Origin of the sequence: Variovorax boronicumulans (assembly GCF_040544675.1) — a bacterium.
Lineage (GTDB): Bacteria > Pseudomonadota > Gammaproteobacteria > Burkholderiales > Burkholderiaceae_C > Variovorax > Variovorax boronicumulans_D.
In genome coordinates, this window is record NZ_JBEPKK010000005.1 from 44831 (window position 1) to 60692 (window position 15862).

16 protein-coding genes are annotated in these 15862 nt (G+C 68.7%); 6 read left to right on the forward strand and 10 right to left on the reverse strand.

The genetic code is table 11. The features are described 5' to 3' along the window. Window positions 1-46: 46 nt before the first annotated feature. On the reverse strand, window positions 47-181 hold the full coding sequence (locus ABIC90_RS10900; protein ID WP_354354130.1) for a hypothetical protein: 135 nt from the start codon (window positions 179-181) through the stop codon (window positions 47-49). Here ABIC90_RS10900 and ABIC90_RS10905 point away from each other — a divergent pair. Genes ABIC90_RS10905 through ABIC90_RS10920 form a run of 4 tightly spaced genes read left to right on the forward strand, consistent with a single transcriptional unit; the run spans window position 180 to window position 2105 of the window. Further along, window positions 180-707, forward strand: coding sequence for a phosphatidylglycerophosphatase A family protein (locus tag ABIC90_RS10905; RefSeq protein ID WP_354354131.1), 528 nt, complete (start codon window positions 180-182; stop codon window positions 705-707). The genes ABIC90_RS10900 and ABIC90_RS10905 overlap by 2 nt on opposite strands. A gap of 5 nt (window positions 708-712) precedes the next feature. Beyond that, the gene (locus tag ABIC90_RS10910) at window positions 713-1237 is read left to right on the forward strand and encodes a CinA family protein (RefSeq protein WP_354354132.1); all 525 of its coding nucleotides are present in this window, start codon (window positions 713-715) and stop codon (window positions 1235-1237) included. Between the two features lie 55 nt (window positions 1238-1292). Continuing rightward, the gene (locus tag ABIC90_RS10915; RefSeq protein WP_354354133.1) at window positions 1293-1790 is read left to right on the forward strand and encodes a nuclear transport factor 2 family protein; all 498 of its coding nucleotides are present in this window, start codon (window positions 1293-1295) and stop codon (window positions 1788-1790) included. Window positions 1791-1796: 6 nt separating this feature from the next. Continuing rightward, entirely contained in the window at window positions 1797-2105 is a 309-nt protein-coding gene (locus ABIC90_RS10920) for a GNAT family N-acetyltransferase (protein WP_354354134.1), read from the forward strand. On the opposite strand, the gene ABIC90_RS10925 is transcribed toward ABIC90_RS10920, so the two are convergent. Together ABIC90_RS10925 and ABIC90_RS10930 are read right to left on the reverse strand one after the other, a co-directional pair. Continuing rightward, entirely contained in the window at window positions 2095-3282 is a 1188-nt protein-coding gene (locus ABIC90_RS10925; protein ID WP_354354431.1) for an MFS transporter, read from the reverse strand. The two genes, ABIC90_RS10920 and ABIC90_RS10925, sit on opposite strands and share 11 nt — an antisense overlap. 60 nt (window positions 3283-3342) lie before the next feature. Then, window positions 3343-4125: a UPF0149 family protein gene (locus tag ABIC90_RS10930; RefSeq protein WP_354354135.1), complete on the reverse strand. Its 783-nt coding sequence runs from the start codon at window positions 4123-4125 to the stop codon at window positions 3343-3345. A gap of 57 nt (window positions 4126-4182) precedes the next feature. Here ABIC90_RS10930 and ABIC90_RS10935 point away from each other — a divergent pair, with 57 nt between their 5' ends. Further along, window positions 4183-5970 (forward strand): FMN-binding glutamate synthase family protein, encoded by a 1788-nt coding sequence (locus ABIC90_RS10935; RefSeq protein WP_354354136.1) that lies wholly within the window; start codon window positions 4183-4185, stop codon window positions 5968-5970. 64 nt (window positions 5971-6034) lie between these two features. Next, the gene (locus ABIC90_RS10940; RefSeq protein WP_354354137.1) at window positions 6035-6940 is read left to right on the forward strand and encodes a hypothetical protein; all 906 of its coding nucleotides are present in this window, start codon (window positions 6035-6037) and stop codon (window positions 6938-6940) included. Between the two features lie 23 nt (window positions 6941-6963). On the opposite strand, the gene ABIC90_RS10945 is transcribed toward ABIC90_RS10940, so the two are convergent. The 7 genes from ABIC90_RS10945 to ABIC90_RS10975 are packed head-to-tail and all read right to left on the reverse strand — an operon-like array spanning window position 6964 to window position 15851. After that, the gene (locus ABIC90_RS10945; RefSeq protein WP_354354138.1) at window positions 6964-9231 is read right to left on the reverse strand and encodes a fused MFS/spermidine synthase; all 2268 of its coding nucleotides are present in this window, start codon (window positions 9229-9231) and stop codon (window positions 6964-6966) included. Next, the gene (locus tag ABIC90_RS10950) at window positions 9231-10457 is read right to left on the reverse strand and encodes a TadE/TadG family type IV pilus assembly protein (RefSeq protein WP_354354139.1); all 1227 of its coding nucleotides are present in this window, start codon (window positions 10455-10457) and stop codon (window positions 9231-9233) included. Before ABIC90_RS10950 ends, ABIC90_RS10945 begins: the two co-directional genes overlap by 1 nt. Window positions 10458-10479: 22 nt before the next feature. Next, window positions 10480-10821, reverse strand: a complete 342-nt coding sequence (locus ABIC90_RS10955) for a DUF192 domain-containing protein (RefSeq protein WP_354354140.1) — start codon at window positions 10819-10821, stop codon at window positions 10480-10482. Between the two features lie 9 nt (window positions 10822-10830). Beyond that, window positions 10831-11721 (reverse strand): type II secretion system F family protein, encoded by an 891-nt coding sequence (locus ABIC90_RS10960; RefSeq protein WP_354354141.1) that lies wholly within the window; start codon window positions 11719-11721, stop codon window positions 10831-10833. A gap of 7 nt (window positions 11722-11728) precedes the next feature. Then, window positions 11729-12586 (reverse strand): type II secretion system F family protein, encoded by an 858-nt coding sequence (locus ABIC90_RS10965; RefSeq protein WP_354354142.1) that lies wholly within the window; start codon window positions 12584-12586, stop codon window positions 11729-11731. After that, the gene (locus ABIC90_RS10970; RefSeq protein WP_354354143.1) at window positions 12583-14226 is read right to left on the reverse strand and encodes an ATPase, T2SS/T4P/T4SS family; all 1644 of its coding nucleotides are present in this window, start codon (window positions 14224-14226) and stop codon (window positions 12583-12585) included. Before ABIC90_RS10970 ends, ABIC90_RS10965 begins: the two co-directional genes overlap by 4 nt. 8 nt (window positions 14227-14234) lie before the next feature. Beyond that, on the reverse strand, window positions 14235-15851 hold the full coding sequence (locus tag ABIC90_RS10975; RefSeq protein ID WP_354354144.1) for a type II and III secretion system protein family protein: 1617 nt from the start codon (window positions 15849-15851) through the stop codon (window positions 14235-14237). Window positions 15852-15862 lie beyond the last annotated feature (11 nt).

The following is a 15862-nucleotide window of genomic DNA, read 5'->3' on the forward strand; positions in this document are numbered from 1 at the left end:
GCGGAACGGATGACGTGACAGGAGCCCGGATACTAGGCGCCGCCAGTCAATTAAACAAGTCATTGCTTTGATAAATAAACCAGGGCGCCGAATCGCCCCGCGCCCAGATGCGCGACACTTCCGCCCTGATGCAAGCCGCTTCTTCTTCCCCTTCTTCCTCCTCCAGCGCTTCCGGCACCATGCCGCAACCCTCGATCCGCCGCCCCAGCCTGCGCTTTCTGTTCGGGCATCCGGCGCATGCCATCGCACTGGGCTTCGGCTCGGGGCTGCCGCGCTGGGCGCCCGGCACCGTGGGCACGCTCTGGGCCTGGGTGGCCTTCGTGGTGATGCAGCTGTGGTTCACGCCGGCCACCATCGGCTGGATCATCCTGGTGTCGCTGCCCGTCGGCTGGTGGGCCTGCACGGTCACCGCGCGCGACATGAACCTGGCCGACCCCGGCGCCATCGTGTGGGACGAGGTGGTCGCGTTCTGGATCGTGCTGTGGCTGGTCACGCCGGCCGGGCTCCTTGCGCAGGTCATCGCCTTTGCGCTGTTCCGTTTCTTCGATGCCGCCAAGCCCGGCCCGGTGGCCTGGGCCGATGCGCTCTTCAAGCAGCGCGATGCCACCCAGGTGAACTGGCGGCGTGCGGGCTTCGGCATCATCCTGGACGACCTGGTGGCGGCCTTCTGCACGCTGCTGGTCATTGCACTCTGGCGCGCGTGGTGAACCCCATGGATTCTTCTTTTCCTTCGGCCCTGTTGCCGCTCCCCGAACAGGACACGCCCGCGCTGGTGGCGGCCGTGGCCGGGCGCCTGCTTGAAAAAGGCTGGCTGCTGTCCACCGCAGAGAGCTGCACCGGCGGCCTGATCGCGGCGGCCTGCACCGAGCTGGCAGGCTCCAGCGCATGGTTCGAGCGCGGCTTCATCACCTATTCGAACGCGGCCAAGACCGAGGTGCTGGGCGTGGATGCGGCCCTGGTCGCGGCCCACGGCGCGGTCAGCGAGCCGGTGGCGCGCGCCATGGCGGCAGGCGCCATCGCGCGTTCGGCACCCTCGCGCGCGGCCATCGCGGTGACGGGCATCGCCGGCCCCACCGGCGGCACGGACCAGAAGCCGGTGGGCACGGTGTGGTTCGGCTGGTCGGTCGACGGACAGATCCGCACCGAACGCCGGCGCTTCGACGGCGACCGCGCCACGGTGCGCGCGGCCACCGTGCACTACGCCTTGCAGACGCTGCTGGAACTGCTGGGCGACTGAGCCCGCACGCAAGATCCCGGCGCCAACTCTGATTTCCATCACTCCAGGAGGCCTCATGACAGCAACCGCCAACGCCCAGACCATCGAGCGCTTCTACAGCGCCTTCGCCCGGCTCGACGCCGCCGCCATGGAGGCCTGCTACGCCCCCGATGCGGTGTTCGACGACGAGGTCTTCTCGCTGCGCGGCCGGCGCGAGGTTGCCGGCATGTGGCGCATGCTGGCCACGGCCACGCAGGCCAAGGGCGCGGACGTGTGGCGCCTGACGTGGCGCGACGTGAAGGCCGACGAGGCCACGGGCAGCGCCCACTGGGACGCGCACTACCGCTTCAGCACCACCGGCCGGATCGTCGACAACAGCGTGGACGCCCGCTTCACCTTCACGCCCGAGGGCCTCATCGCCACGCACCGCGACAGTTTTTCCTTCCCGGCCTGGGCGCGCCAGGCGCTGGGCATGCCGGGCCTCCTGCTCGGCTGGACGCCGATGCTGCGCAACAAGATCCGCGCGACGGCCGGCGCCAATCTCGACAAGTTCCTTGCCGCGAACCAACCCTGAACCACCATGAGCGACATCACCTACACCACCAACGAAGCAGCCCACCGCTACGAGGCCTCCATCGGCGGCCAGCTTGCGGGCTACGCCGAGTTCAACCTCCTGACCGACGCGATCATGTTCACGCACACCGAGGTGCTGCCCGAACACGAAGGCAAGGGCGTGGGCTCGGGACTTGCGAAGCACGTGCTCAACGAAGCGCGCGACAAGGCGCTGCATGTGATTCCGGTGTGCCAGTTCATTGCGGGCTACATCCGCAAGCACCGCGAATACGCGGACCTGGTGCGGCCCGACGTCCAGCGCGCCTTCAAGATCTGAGGGCGGCAGCCTTCGGCGCGGGCAGCCACGCGAAGGCCGCGATGCCCATCACCAGCAGCGCGGCGATGGTGGCGAGCACAGCGGTGAGCGGATCGCCGCCGTGCGCCGCGGCAATTGAGGCCGCCACGCCCGTGCCCCATTGCATGAGCGCGACGCCCAGGAACATCGCCATCGTGAAGACAGCCATCGCGCGCCCGGTGAGCGCGGCCGGATAGGCCACCCGCACGTCCGCGTACTGCCACACGATGAAGCCCGAGAGCACACCGATCAGCACCATGCCGAAGACGTCGAGCCAGGCCGAGTGCAGCACGGCGATGAGGGCGAAGAGCGCGGCGTAGACCAGCGCGCAGATCACGATCCAGCGGCGGCGCCCGGCGCCGTCGCGGTCGAGCCGGCCGAACAGCGGCGCGCCCACCAGCGAGATCACCGACACCGCAAGCGCGACGTTGCCGCTCTGCACCAGCGAGTAGCCGTGGCGCTCCATCATCAGCGGGCCGAGCCAGAGGCCGCGCAGCGAAATGAAGGCGGCATAGGTGACCGCGCCGAGCACCATGATGCCCAGCGTGTGCGGCATCGCGAACAGCGCGCCGAACTGGCGGATCGCTTCGGGCACGGATTCTTTCTTCTGCGGCATGGCCGACGCGGGCTCATGCACCCAGCGCCAGATCGCCAGCCACGCCAGCGCCGCGGCCACCGCCAGCACCAGGAAGCCCGCGCGCCATGAATAAGCCTGCACCAGCCACGCGAGCGGCGTGCCCGTGACCAGCATGCCGATGCCGCCGATGGCCAGCACCATGCCCGAGACGGTGGCAAAGCGCGCCGCCGGAAAGTGCCGCGCGATGAACACGGTGCACACCAGGAAGGCCGGTGCGCAGCCCACGCCGATCAGCGCCTGCCCCGCCACCAGCACCAGGTAGCTGGACGACACCGCCGAGAGCAGCGCGCCCGCGATGGCGATCGGGAAGGCCACCAGCACCGTGCGGCGCACGCCGTGCAGGTCGATGCCGATGCCCATGAAGAGCTGCATCGCACCGAAGGCGAAATGAAAAGCCCCCGAGAAGATCCCGAGGGCCTGGGCGGAGAGCTTGAAATCGGTCTGCAGCGGGCTCGCCATGATGGCGCCGACCGTGCGGAAAGCCTGGCTGAGCGCGACCCCGGCGCACAGGGCCAGGACCATGACCCAGGCGGCGCGCGGCGTCAGGGGTTCCTTGAGCAAGACACGCCCCGCACGCGCCAGTTATTCACCGTGGCACTTCTTGTACTTCTTGCCGCTGCCGCAGGGGCACGGATCGTTGCGTCCCGGCGTGGGTTCCTTGCGGATCGTCTCGACCTTGGGCCCCAGGCTCTTCCAGAGCTGGCGCAGGTCGTACACCGCCCAGATGGCGGCGCCGAAGTCGTCCAGGCGCTGCTGGCTCACGCTGGGCGGGCCGTCGTCGCTGTACATGGACACCGTGGGCACGGCCTTGTCGTCCTCGGTCAGCGCGACGATGTTGTCCAGCGCGTCGTCCAGCATCTGCGCGGCTTCCTTGTCGCGCGGCGCGGTCCATTCTTCGGGCCAGTTCTCGACCGCGTACATGAAGCCCAGCGCCCAGACCTGGGCGAAGGACGGGATCTCCTCGCCCTCGACTTCGGCGCGCTCTTCCTCGGGCAGCGAGGCGATGGCGCCGCGGGTGTCCAGCACCTCGGGCTGCCAGCTGCGCTCGTCGTCCAGCGTCTCGACCGGGGCATCGAGACCTTCCTCGATTTCGCGCCAGCGGCGCTTCCAGTTCCAGATGAACTCCATGTGCTGCGCGGGCACGAAGTCGTCGCCCAGCAGCACGGGCCAGTATTCGGTGGGTTCGATGGCCCGGCGGGTGCAGATCAGCGCGGCCATGAAGCCTTCGCAGAACTCCCACTGGGGAATCTCTTCGTCATGCTCGCGCATGGCGTCCAGGGCCTGGTCGAGGGCGTCGAAATCGTCGGGACCGAGGGGTTCCTGGGCGGGTGTGGGGGGTGTTGGGGTATCGGGGGATGTCGTCATGGCGGGTTCCGGGCAGCCCTCTATGATGCAGCAGGCTCCCGGAGTCATCCAATTTCTATGCCCTCGATTATTCCGTTTCCGACGCGCTACACCGCCTTTGCCCTGTGTGCGGTCGGCCTGGTCGCCTGCCTGGCCTTTGTTCTGGTGGCGCCGCATCTGTGGCTGGCCTGGATCGGCGTGGCGGTTTTCGCGGTGCTCACGGGCACCGGCATCCACGACCTGCGGCAGACGCGCCATGCCATCCTGCGCAACTACCCGGTGATCGGCCATCTGCGCTTTCTGCTGGAGTTCATCCGGCCCGAGATGCGGCAGTACTTCATTGAAAGCGACTCCGAAGCGGCGCCGTTCTCGCGCGCGCAGCGCTCGCTGGTCTACCAGCGCGCCAAGGGCGAGCCCGACAACCGGCCGTTCGGCACGCAACTGAACGTGACCATTGCAGGCTACGAATGGATCAACCATTCGATGCAGCCGACCAAGCTCGCGAACCACGACTTCCGAATCGTGATCGGCGGCACGCCGCAGCCGGGCGATGCGAACCCGGCGCAATCGGCCGCCGCCGGGCCGCCCCAAGGCGGTCGAGCCTCCCCCTCGGGGGGTGGCGAAGCACACGAAGTGGCAAGCCGGGGGGCCAACCATCCCTGCACGCAGCCTTACAGCGCGAGTGTCTTCAATATCTCCGCGATGAGCTTCGGCGCGCTGTCGGCCAACGCGATCCTGGCGCTCAACCAGGGCGCCAAGATGGGAGGCTTTGCGCACGACACCGGCGAGGGCTCGATCTCGCAGCACCACCGGGTGCACGGCGGCGACCTCATCTGGGAAATAGGCTCCGGCTACTTCGGCTGCCGCAACGACGACGGCACGTTCAACGCCGAGCGCTTTGCCGCCAACGCGCGCGATCCGCAGGTCAAGATGATCGAGATCAAGCTGAGCCAGGGCGCCAAGCCCGGCCACGGCGGCGTGCTGCCCGCGCCCAAGGTCACGCCCGAGATCGCGGCGGCGCGCGGCGTGCCGGTGGGGGTGGACTGCATCTCGCCCTCGTCGCACAGCGCGTTCTCCACGCCGACGGAGATGATGCATTTCATCGCGAAGCTGCGCGAGCTCTCGGGCGGCAAGCCGACCGGGTTCAAGTTCTGCCTGGGCCATCCGTGGGAATGGTTCGGCATCGTCAAGGCGATGCAGGCCACCGGCATCACGCCCGATTTCATCGTGGTGGACGGCGCCGAGGGCGGCACCGGCGCGGCGCCGGTGGAGTTCAGCGACCACGTGGGCGCGCCGCTGCAAGAGGGCCTCTTGCTGGTGCACAACACGCTGATCGGCGTGAACCTGCGCCATCGCATCAAGATCGGCTGCGCGGCCAAGGTGATCACCGCCTTCGACGTGGCCCGCATGATGGCGCTGGGCGCCGACTGGTGCAACGCGGGACGCGGTTTCATGATGGCGCTGGGCTGCATCCAGGCGCAGAGCTGCCACACCGGCCACTGCCCCACCGGCGTGACCACGCAGGACCCGCTGCGCCAGCAGGCACTGGTGGTGCCCACCAAGGCCGACCGGGTGCGCAACTTCCACCGCAGCACGCTGCATGCGCTGCAGGAGCTGGTGCAGGCCGCGGGCCTCGATCATCCGCAGCAGATCACGGCGCACCACATCGTGCGGCGCATCTCCGACACCGAGGTGCGCCTGTTGAGCAACCTGGTGATGCAGGTGCAGCCGGGCGCGCTGCTCGGCCCGCTCGATGCGCAGCACAATGTTTTTCGTACCTACTGGCCGCTGGCCAGTGCGGAGAGTTTCCAGCCCGTGACGCAGGGGCCGTACGGCCTGGTGCCCGGTTTTGCCATGGCCGCATGAGCGCAGCGCCGAGCCGCCCCCCAAAGGCTCGCACCGCCGCACGAAATGCGGAAGTAACGACCCGATGAATCCTTTGAGACGAGGCGCCCTGGCGCGCCTGCAATCGCGCAAGGGTGCCGCTTCGGCGCCCGCGCCCCTGGACGCGCTCGCGCGCACGCCCGGCCCTGGCGACTACGCCGAGTTCCTGCGCGTCACCCTGCCCCGGCAGCAGAAGAACGTGGCCAGCCACCGCCTGGGCGGCGAGCGCGTGTGGCTCAAGAAGGCCGGCCCGCGCCACGGCAAATGGGGCTACCGCGTGATGGCGGCGGTCGCGCGCATGGTGCGGCTGGACATCATCAAGCCGGTGCCCAACCCCGGCGGCGAAGCCGCCATCGCCACCGAGGCGCGGCGCCTGAAGCAACTCGCCGCCGCGGGCCTGCGCGTGCCCCGGGTGCTGGCGCAGCAACCCGACGGCCTGCTGATTTCCGACCTCGGCGAAAGCGGCCGCACCACCGTCGCGCTGCAGGAGCGCCTGGACCAGGCCGCCGCGGCCGGCCCCGCCGCGCTGCTCGCCGTGTGGCGCGAAGGGCTCGCCGCCATCGCCGCCGTGCACCTGCGCGGCCAGCACCTGAGCCAGGCCTTCGACCGCAACCTGGTGCAGTGCCCCGACGGCGTGATCGGCTACATCGACTTCGAGGACGACCCCGCCGAGGTCATGACGCTGGCCGAATGCCAGGCCCGCGACTGGCTCAGCTACCTGCACTCCACGGCCATGATGCTGGAGGCCGCCGCGCCGCAGGCCGCGGGCCAGCATTGGCATGCGGCGCTGGCCTCGGTGAACGGCGAGGTGCGCGAGCGCATCGCCAACGCGGCGCGGCGCATGCGCTGGGCCCAGAAGCTGCCGGCCAGCCGCCGCTGGGGCCGCGACACGCAGCGCGTGCGCGCGGTGGCGCGGCTGCTGGGGCGCTGGCACGACACCGCGCCCGCCTGATCACGGCCTGCCGCTTCGCCGTCTCAGGGCTTGGCCCTCCATCGAAGTGCGGCCAGCAGGTTGCTGTGGTCGTCGGTCCAGACCGCCACGCCGCCCGCATCGATGGCCTCGCCGCGCTCGCGGATCACCGGGTCCTGCAGGAAGCGCGCGTCGCGCGTCAGCAGCACGTATTCCGACGCATGTTCGAGCGTGGCATTGCCCGGCGCCGGCGTGAACTCGACGCGCACCGCCTGCATGCCCGCATCCTCGGCCAGGCGCTTGACCACCGGCGCGAGCTTGAGATGCCGGTTGCTGATGTGGAAGGCGATCACGCCCGTGGGCGCAAGGTGCCGGCTGTAGAGCGCGAGCGCCTCGCGCGTCATCAGGTGCATGGGAATCGCATCGCCCGAGAAGGCGTCGACCATGATCACGTCGAAGCGCTGCGACCCGTGCGCGTCCAGCTCCTGCTGCATCAACAGCCGCGCATCGCCCTGCGCGACTTCGACCGTCGCGGCCGAATCGGCCAGGTAGGTGAAATGCGAGCGCGCCGCCTCGGTCACGCGCGGGTTGATCTCGTAGAAGCGGTGCGTGTCGCCGGCGCGCCCATAGGCCGCGAGCGTGCCCACGCCCAGGCCGATCACGCCCACGCGCTGCGCCGCATGGCGGTGGGTGAGCAGCGCGAGGCCGCCGCCCGAGGCCGGCCCGTAGTAGGTGCTGGGCAGGCGCCGCTGCACCGCACCCTGCAATTGCTCGCCGTGCGAGATCACGCCGTGCATCAGCCGGCGCGACGAGGTCAGCCCACCCGGAATGCCGAACTGCTCCACCCGCAGCGCGCCGTAGAAGTTGCGCACGCGCAGCATCGTGCGGTTGTCGGTTTCGAGCACATAGGAAATCGAGAGCCAGGCCACCGCCACCGATGCCAGCGCACCGAAGAGCCCGGCGCCCGCCGCCCATGAACGTGCGCGCCACGCGGTATAGGCCGTCGCAAAGCAGGCCAGCGCGGTCACCGATGCATAGAACACGTTGACCGACACCGCGACCGCGTCCATCTTCAGGAATGCGCCGAACCCCACCACCACGGCGAATGCGAACACGAGCCACACCCACTGCTGGCGCGCCCGCGTGAGCCACAGCATGAGCAGCCCCGGCACCGCCAGGCTCGCCGGCAGCTCCCAGTAGCCGTTGAAGAAGTGCGGCGCGAACACGCCCGCGAACAGGCCGCCCACCGCGCCGCCCAGCGCCAGCAGCAGGTAGAAGCGCGTGAGGCGCTCGGGCCCCGGCCGCGCCCGCGCGAGCTCGCCGTTGGCGAACATGCAGATCGCAAAGAGCCCTGCGCAGTAGAGGCCGATGGCAGCGGCAATCGGCAGCGAACGCTGCGGCGTGTTCAGGTACCAGCCCATCACCGGCGTGAGCAGCAGCACCGCGGGCCAGAAGAGCCAGCGCCGGTACCAGCGGTCGCTGTCGAAGCACAGCACAAAGCTCAGCAGGTACAGCGCGAGCGGCACGATCCACAGCATGGGCACCGAGGCGATGTCCTGCGTGATGAAGGCCGACACGGACAGCAGCGCGACCGTGCCGAGCGCGGCCAGCACCAGCCAGAGCAGCTGGTCGGACCACGGCAGCGGGGCCGCGGGTGCGGCCGATGCAACGCTCGATGCTGCGGTCGCCTCGGCGCTCGCCCGCACCGGCCGCGCCTTGCCCACGGCCACCACCGACACGATGGCCAGCATGGCGAACAGCCCGAAGCCCACCGACCATGCCATGGCCTGCGCGCGCAGCGCGAACACAGGCTCGAGCACGAAGGGGTACACCACCAGCGCCGCCAGCGCCGCGAGGTTCGACAGCGCGAACAACCGGTAGACCTTGGCCTGCCGGGGCGCATCGCCCGCATGCAGCCGCGTCACCCAGCTCTGCACCAGCGGCCCGGTGGTGCACACCGCGAGGTACGGCAGCCCGATGGTGGCGGCCAGTACCAGGAGCACGCCCGCCGAGGGATCGCCCTGCCCGGTCGGCTTCCACGCCGCATCGGGAATCACCGGCAGCATCGCGCAAGCCGCGAACAGCAGGAGCGCATGCACGATGGCCTGCAGGCGCAGCGGCCGGCGCGAGAGCCAGTCGGCATAGAAATAACCGAGCAGCAGCACCACCTGGAAGAACACCAGGCAGAGCGTCCACACCGCAGCCGAGCCGCCGAACCACGGCAATATCTGCCGGGCGATCAGCGGCTGCACCAGGAACAGCAGGAAGGCCGAGACGAAGATCGTCGATGCGCAAAGCACCAGCGCGCCCGCGCCATTCGAAGCCTTGCGCATCAGGGCGGGCTGCCGGGGTTGGGCACCTTGTCCAGTTGCCCTTTCACGGAGGCGTCCCAGATGGCGGGGCAGAAGGAGTTGCCGTCGCCCACCTTGTCGGCCAGCGCGTCGATGCCGCGGGCCGTCAGCTGCGAAGCCCACTCGGTGCTGTTGTTGCGCACGAAGGCGAAGATGTTGGTCATGGCGTCCTGCGGCTTCTCCAGCACGTTGATGCCGATGTTGTTGCTCCACGCCGGGTCCCACTGCAGGTCGATGCTGCGGTCGCTCTTGGGCCCGAAGGAATAGAAAGGATGCCAGAACATCGGCGACTCCATGCCCGCCACGCCGTCGGCGGCCAGCGGGATCTTGCCGTTGGCGATGTAGTAGGCGTCCAGCTGGTTCAGCCGGAAGTCGGTGCCCGGCGCGGTGGCACCGTCCACCGACAGCAGCTTGAACCACGCCTCGCCCGCGAACTGGTAGCCCTTGAGCGCGGTCAGGATGATCTTGTTGGCCACCGGAATGCCCAGCCGGTAGCCATAGTGCACCCGCAGGTGCAGCACGCTGGCTTCGCCCAGCGTCTTGTTGGACACATTGCCGCGCAGTTCCGCATCGGGCGGCGTCGGGTCGTTGATGCCCGCGGTGGTGCTCATGGCCTTGGCCTTGAAGTCGTAGGGCAGCGGCTTGCGGTAGCGCATGGTGTCGTTGGGGATCTGCACGATCCAGCGGTTCTCGCCGAAGTTCTCGATGAAGGCCCAGTCGACGAAGGAGGTCTGCGTGGGGTTCAGGTACTCGATGCAGGCCGACTCGATCATGTCGGTGTTGGTGTCGATCCAGCCCCTGAACATGCCGCCCACGCTGGCGTCCCGCACGTTCAGCGGCATCATGCCTTTCACCAGGCCCTGCCACACGCTGCCGCGCGTGAGCGCGTTGGTGGTGAGCTCCAGCGCGGCGCTGTTGAGCGTGCTCAGCCCCGGCGTGGTCGAGTTGCCGATGCGAAAGATGAAGGGCAGCGGCATGCCGTTGTTCAGCGAGCCCGCGCGCGCGGCCTCGTGCGCGGCGTACTCCAGCGTGAGGCGCGCGCGGTAGATGAGGCCGAACTGCACCACGCACATCACGAAAAGAATCAGCACCGGCAGCGCGATCATCGTCTCGGTCATGGAGGCGCCGCCCTGCGCCCGCTGCCCGCGCCGCGCACGCGGCACTTTCGCGGGGCGGCGTTGCGGGTTCCGTTCAAGCGTGGAATGCATGGCCTTGTTCTCCTGAGTGTGTTTACCAGCCCGACAACCTCGACCCCGGGCGCAGCGCCAGCCGCTTCGCCTGGCCCGCGGCCAGTTCGAGCGCATGGGCCGCGCCCAGGCACATGGCCATGCGCATCGGCCGCAGGCTCTCGACCACGCGCGCGATGCCGCCGTGCCGGTCGAGGAAGACCACGTCGATCGGATAGCGCATGCCCACCGTGTGCACCGAGCGGCAACGCATGATCAGAAGCCCCTCGCTCGCCGCCAGCCGCGGCCGGCCGAGCAGCCCGCGCGTGCGGTCCCAGCCGCGCTCGGCCACGCGCACGGGACCGAAGGGCTGGGCATGGAGGGACCGTAGAGAGACGATGCGCATGAGGCGGGTTCAGTGGTTCTGGGTTTCGAGGAACTGCATCACCAGCGGGAAGAAGATGATGATGAAGGTCACCGGAAAGATGAAGATCACCAACGGCCCGATCATCTTCACGGGCGCTTCCATGGCGAGCTTCTCGGCCATCTGGAAGCGCTCGGTGCGGCGCTGGTCCGAAATGGCCGAGAGCGTGTCGGCCAGGCTCGCGCCCAGCGACTCGGCCTGCGTCAGGTTGGACACCAGGCTCTTGATGTGCTTGTTGTCCAGGCGGTCGGCCAGCGCGTTGAGCGCGTCCATGCGGCTCGCGCCGGTGCGCATCTCGCGCATCATGCGGTCGAACTCCTGGCCCAGCGCGCCCCCAGGGCCCTTCTGCACCGCCTGCGCGATCGCGCCCGTGAGGCTCAGGCCCGCCTGGCAGCACAGCGTGATCATGTCCAGGTAGCCCGGCAGCGTGCGAAGGATGTCCTTCTCGCGCTTCTTGCGCCGGTCGCGCATCCACATGACCGGGTAGTACCACCCCACCACGCAGGACGCGAGCGTGACCCACACCTTGGTGGCGGCCATCGCATCGAGGAGGCCCGCAGTCCAAAGGCCCAGCGCGGCCACGATGAGCATGGACACGCACTGCACCGCAATGAACTCTTCGGCCTTGAGCACGAACTCCAGGCCCGCCAGCTGCAGCTGGCGCTTGCGCTTGACCAGCATCGACGTGGGCGCGATCTCCGACACATGGAACTGCAGGATGTTCACCACCGGCCAGATGAGCCGCAGCGTGGGTGGCAGCGGGTCCATGTGGGTGCGCTCCGAAGGCCTGGCCTTGCGGATCAGCGAGATGATGTACAGCAGCAGGATCACGCCCGTGGTTGCGCACAGGAAGATGATGGCCAGGAGGATCAGCGAGCGCATGGCGGCCTCAGATGTCGATAGCCACGATCTTGCGGATCATGGCGTAGCCCAGCAGCAGCATGATGGCGATCACGCTCAGCACGATCCAGCCGATGGTGGTGGAGAACAGCAGGCCCATGGTGGGTTGCATCAGGTAGAGCACGCCCATCAGCAGCAGCGGAAAGAGCGTCATCACAAGCCCCTGGATGCGGCCCTGCGCCGTCAGCGCCTTGATGCGGCCTTCGAGGATGGCCTTGCGCCGCAGCGTCTCGGCCAGCACCTGCAGCGGCTCCGACAGGTTGCCACCCACTTCCTTGGACACTCGGAGCGCCACCACCACCAGCACGAAGTCGGGAATGCCCAGGCGCTGCGACATCTTCTGGATGGCGTCGTCGAAGCTCACGCCCAGGCGCTGCTCCTTGAGCACCAGGCCGAACTCCTGGCCCAGCGGACCCACCTGGTCGCGCACCAGCACCTGGATGGCCACCGACAGCGCACTGCCCGCGCGCAACGCGCTCGCAATGAAGAGCAGCGCATCGGGCAGCTCCGATTCGATCTGCTGCCTGCGCTTCTTGCGCTGCCATGCAAACCAGCGCGCGGGCAACAGGTACAGCACCACCGCCGCCACCACGCCGCCGATCAGGTTGCCCGAGATGAGCCAGCCGATGGCGCCGCACAGCGCCACCAGGAAGGCATGGCCCGAAGCGAAGGCCACCGCGTGCTGCGCCTGGAACTCCGACAGGTTGAGCGTGCGGCGGCCGCTTGCCTGCAGCTTGCTCATCATCTTGCCGACCAGCTCGGGCGAGCGCTGCAACAGCAGGTAGCCGCACAGCGTGATGAAGCCCATGCCGCACAGCACGGAGGCCAGCAAGATCATTCCCTTCATGGCACGGTCTCCCCGAAGAGGTATTCCAGGTCGAGCTTCAGGCCGTGCTCCTGCAGGCGCGTGAAGAACTCGGGCACGGTGCCCGCGGCTGTGAAGTGGCCCACGGTCTTGAAGCTGTCGTCCACGCCGGTCTTGCGGAAGGCGTACACGTCCTGCATCTGGATCATGCCGTCGGCAAAGCCGGTGATCTCGGTGATCTGCGTGACCTTGCGGCTGCCGCACGGAAAGCGGGTGAGCTGCACGATCAGGTCCACCGCCGAGGCAATCTGCTCGCGGATCGCGGCCACCGGAATGTTCATGCCGGCCATGGTCACCAGCACTTCCAGCCGCGACATCGCATCGCGCGGAGAGTTGCTGTGCAGCGTGGTCAGCGAGCCGTCGTGGCCGGTGTTCATGGCTTGCAGCATGTCCAGCGCCTCGCCGCCGCGGCACTCGCCCACCACGATGCGGTCGGGCCGCATCCGCAGCGAGTTGCGCACCAGGTCGCGAATCGCGATGGCGCCCTTGCCTTCGATGTTGGCGGGGCGGGATTCCAGCGACACCAGGTTGGGCTGGCCCAGCGAGAGTTCGGCCGCGTCCTCGATGGTCACGATGCGCTCGTTGGGCGGAATGAAGTTCGACACCATGTTCAGCAAGGTCGTCTTGCCGGTGCCGGTGCCGCCCGAGACGATGATGTTGAGCTTTTCCTCGACCGCGATGCGCATGAACTCCACCATCGGCGCGGTGATGGAACCGGTGCGGATCATCCCCTCGTGGCCCATGCGGTTCTTCGGAAACTTCCGGATCGTGACGCTGGGACCGCGCAGCGCGAGCGGCGGAATGATCGCGTTCACGCGCGAGCCGTCTTTCAGGCGCGCATCCACCATCGGCGAGCTCTCGTCGATGCGCCGGCCCAGCGGCGTCACGATGCGCTCGATGGCACCCAGCACCGCGATGTTGCTGGTGAAGGCGACGTTGGTGCGCTCCAGCCGGCCCGCGCGCTCGATCCAGATCTCGTCGAAGCGGTTGACCATCACTTCGGTCACGCTCTCGTCTTTCAACAGCACCTCGAGCGGCCCGAGGCCGATGGCTTCGTCGAGCAGCTGCTGGCTCAGCAGGGCGCGGTCCAGCTCGGGCGGCAGTTCGCGCGTGTCGCGGATGATCTCGGCGATCAACGCGCGGATGTTGGAGCGCAGCTCCTCATCCTTCATCTGCGCGGTGTCGATGCGGCGGTTGTCCAGCTGCTGCAGCAGCGTGCGGTGCAGCGAGCGGCGCCATTGCAGGAGCGGGTCTTCGATGGCCAGCGATGTCTCGGCCATCTGCGCGGCATCGGCTGCGTCCTGCGGGTCCGTGCCCGCGGGCTTGAGCGCGGTGTCCAGCGACACCACCAGCGTGTGGCCGCCGATGATGATTTCTTCGCCGCCCTTCATCGGGCCGAAGCGCGTGACGCGGTTGCCGTCCACCCAGGTGCCGAAGAGGCTGCCCAGGTCCTGCACGAACACCTCTTCGTCGTGCAGCACGAACTGGGCGTGCACCTTGGCCACGTTCCAGCCCGAGAGCACGATGTGGCTGGTGCTGTCCTTGCCGACCTGCAGTTCCGCGACGTCGATGGGGACCTCGCGCACGCCCTGCTGCGGAGAATTGACGAAGACCTTGTGCATGGCGGCGATCAGGGAGCGACGGGCTGGCCGGGCGTGCCGGCCGGGATGCCGCCGATGTCGGCGGCGGCGGGCGGCCGGCGCGTGCCGCCCGGGTCGGACTTGTCCTCGGTCAGCGTGCCGAAGTTGCGGCCCACGTCTTCCTCCAGCTGGCGCGCGCGCTCGATGCGCGGCTGGCTCCAGGCCGGGTCGACCACGCGCGGCGTGATGAACACCACCACTTCCTGTTCCTTGTCGGTGTCGTTGTCGGCGCGGAAGGCGCGGCCGATCACCGGCGCCTTGCGCAGGCCCGGCACGCCGTCGCTGGAGCGCGTGGACTCGCGGCTCAGCAGGCCCGACAGCACGATGGTTTCGCCGGCCTTCACATTGAACTCGGTGTCGGTGCGACGGATCAGCAGGCCCGGAATGCCCTGCACCGCCACGCTGCGGTCGATGCTGCTCACCTCGGTGAGGATGCTGCCCGACACGTTGCCCTCGCCGTCGGCGATGGGCTTGATGTTCAGCCGCACGCCGTAGGGCTTGAACTCCACCGAGCCCGCGCCCTGCGTGCTGAGCGCAGGCAGCGGAATCTCGCCGCCGGCCAGGAACTTGGCCTCGCCGCCGCTGCGCGTGGAGAGGTTGGGCGAAGCGAGCAGGAAGGCGTTGCCGCGCTGCACCAGCAGGTTGATGCGCGAGGTCAGGCTCAGGCCGATGCCGAAGTAGGCCTCGGGCGTGCGGCGGTTCTGGCTCAGCAGGTTGGCGGTGTTGGAGCCGTTGAACGCCGAGCCGTCGGGCAGGATGCGGTAGCTGCCGCTGGAGGCGATGTCCGAGAACAGCCCGAAGTTGAAGCCGTCGCCGCCGGTCTGCCAGCGCACGCCCAGGTCGTCCAGCGCCGTCTTGCTGAACTCCACGATGCGCACCTGGATGTCGACCATGCGGTCCACGCGGATGCGGTCGGCCGTGGCCAGCGACACCACCGCGGGCGCATAGAGCTGGGCCACGGTGTTCAGGCGCTCGACCGCGGCCGGGTCCAGGCTGTTGCCGTCCATGATGATGCGTTCGCCGATGCGGCGGATGTTCACGCCCGAGATGCCGTGCGTGATCTCGCGCAGCTCGTCGGCAATGCGGTCCAGGTCGATCACGTTCACGCGCACCTTGAGCTTGCGCACGGTGCCCTTGTTGTCCCAGACATGCAGCGTGCTGTCGCCGGCATCCTGCGCGGTGATGAGCATGTTGGCGCCGTCGAGCACGCGGGCCTCCAGCACCTTGCCGCTGCCCACCGCCACGCGGGTCACGCCCGGCATCCTGACCAGCACCATCTGCCCGACATAGAGCGTGAGCGTGTCCGGCAGCCGCTGCAGCACGGTGGCGCGCGCGGCGATGCGCTGCAATTCGCCCTCGGTGATGGAGGCCTGCGGCGGCGGCGGCGCGGGCCGGCGGATGCCCGGCGAGCGTTCGCCGCCGCCGCCGGAGCCCGATGCGCCTGCGGCGGGCAGCGCCGAGGGCGCGGGCGCCACCGTGCCAAGGGGCAGCGGAGGCATCGCGGGCATGGTGGGCAATGCCGGCGCGCCGGGATAGGGCCCCTGCGCCTGCGCATGGAAAACAAGACACAGCGCCGTCGCTGCCAAGGTGCATCGCTGGAGGTTCATCGAACTTTTCT

Coding starts and splice junctions, on each gene's coding strand:
- ABIC90_RS10905 (WP_354354131.1), top strand. CDS start 180: ATGCCGCAACCCTCGATCCGCCGCCCCAGCCTGCGCTTTCTGTTCGGG.
- ABIC90_RS10900 (WP_354354130.1), bottom strand. CDS start 181: ATGGTGCCGGAAGCGCTGGAGGAGGAAGAAGGGGAAGAAGAAGCGGCT.
- ABIC90_RS10910 (WP_354354132.1), top strand. CDS start 713: ATGGATTCTTCTTTTCCTTCGGCCCTGTTGCCGCTCCCCGAACAGGAC.
- ABIC90_RS10915 (WP_354354133.1), top strand. CDS start 1,293: ATGACAGCAACCGCCAACGCCCAGACCATCGAGCGCTTCTACAGCGCC.
- ABIC90_RS10920 (WP_354354134.1), top strand. CDS start 1,797: ATGAGCGACATCACCTACACCACCAACGAAGCAGCCCACCGCTACGAG.
- ABIC90_RS10925 (WP_354354431.1), bottom strand. CDS start 3,282: ATGGTCCTGGCCCTGTGCGCCGGGGTCGCGCTCAGCCAGGCTTTCCGC.
- ABIC90_RS10930 (WP_354354135.1), bottom strand. CDS start 4,125: ATGACGACATCCCCCGATACCCCAACACCCCCCACACCCGCCCAGGAA.
- ABIC90_RS10935 (WP_354354136.1), top strand. CDS start 4,183: ATGCCCTCGATTATTCCGTTTCCGACGCGCTACACCGCCTTTGCCCTG.
- ABIC90_RS10940 (WP_354354137.1), top strand. CDS start 6,035: ATGAATCCTTTGAGACGAGGCGCCCTGGCGCGCCTGCAATCGCGCAAG.
- ABIC90_RS10945 (WP_354354138.1), bottom strand. CDS start 9,231: ATGCGCAAGGCTTCGAATGGCGCGGGCGCGCTGGTGCTTTGCGCATCG.
- ABIC90_RS10950 (WP_354354139.1), bottom strand. CDS start 10,457: ATGCATTCCACGCTTGAACGGAACCCGCAACGCCGCCCCGCGAAAGTG.
- ABIC90_RS10955 (WP_354354140.1), bottom strand. CDS start 10,821: ATGCGCATCGTCTCTCTACGGTCCCTCCATGCCCAGCCCTTCGGTCCC.
- ABIC90_RS10960 (WP_354354141.1), bottom strand. CDS start 11,721: ATGCGCTCGCTGATCCTCCTGGCCATCATCTTCCTGTGCGCAACCACG.
- ABIC90_RS10965 (WP_354354142.1), bottom strand. CDS start 12,586: ATGAAGGGAATGATCTTGCTGGCCTCCGTGCTGTGCGGCATGGGCTTC.
- ABIC90_RS10970 (WP_354354143.1), bottom strand. CDS start 14,226: ATGCACAAGGTCTTCGTCAATTCTCCGCAGCAGGGCGTGCGCGAGGTC.
- ABIC90_RS10975 (WP_354354144.1), bottom strand. CDS start 15,851: ATGAACCTCCAGCGATGCACCTTGGCAGCGACGGCGCTGTGTCTTGTT.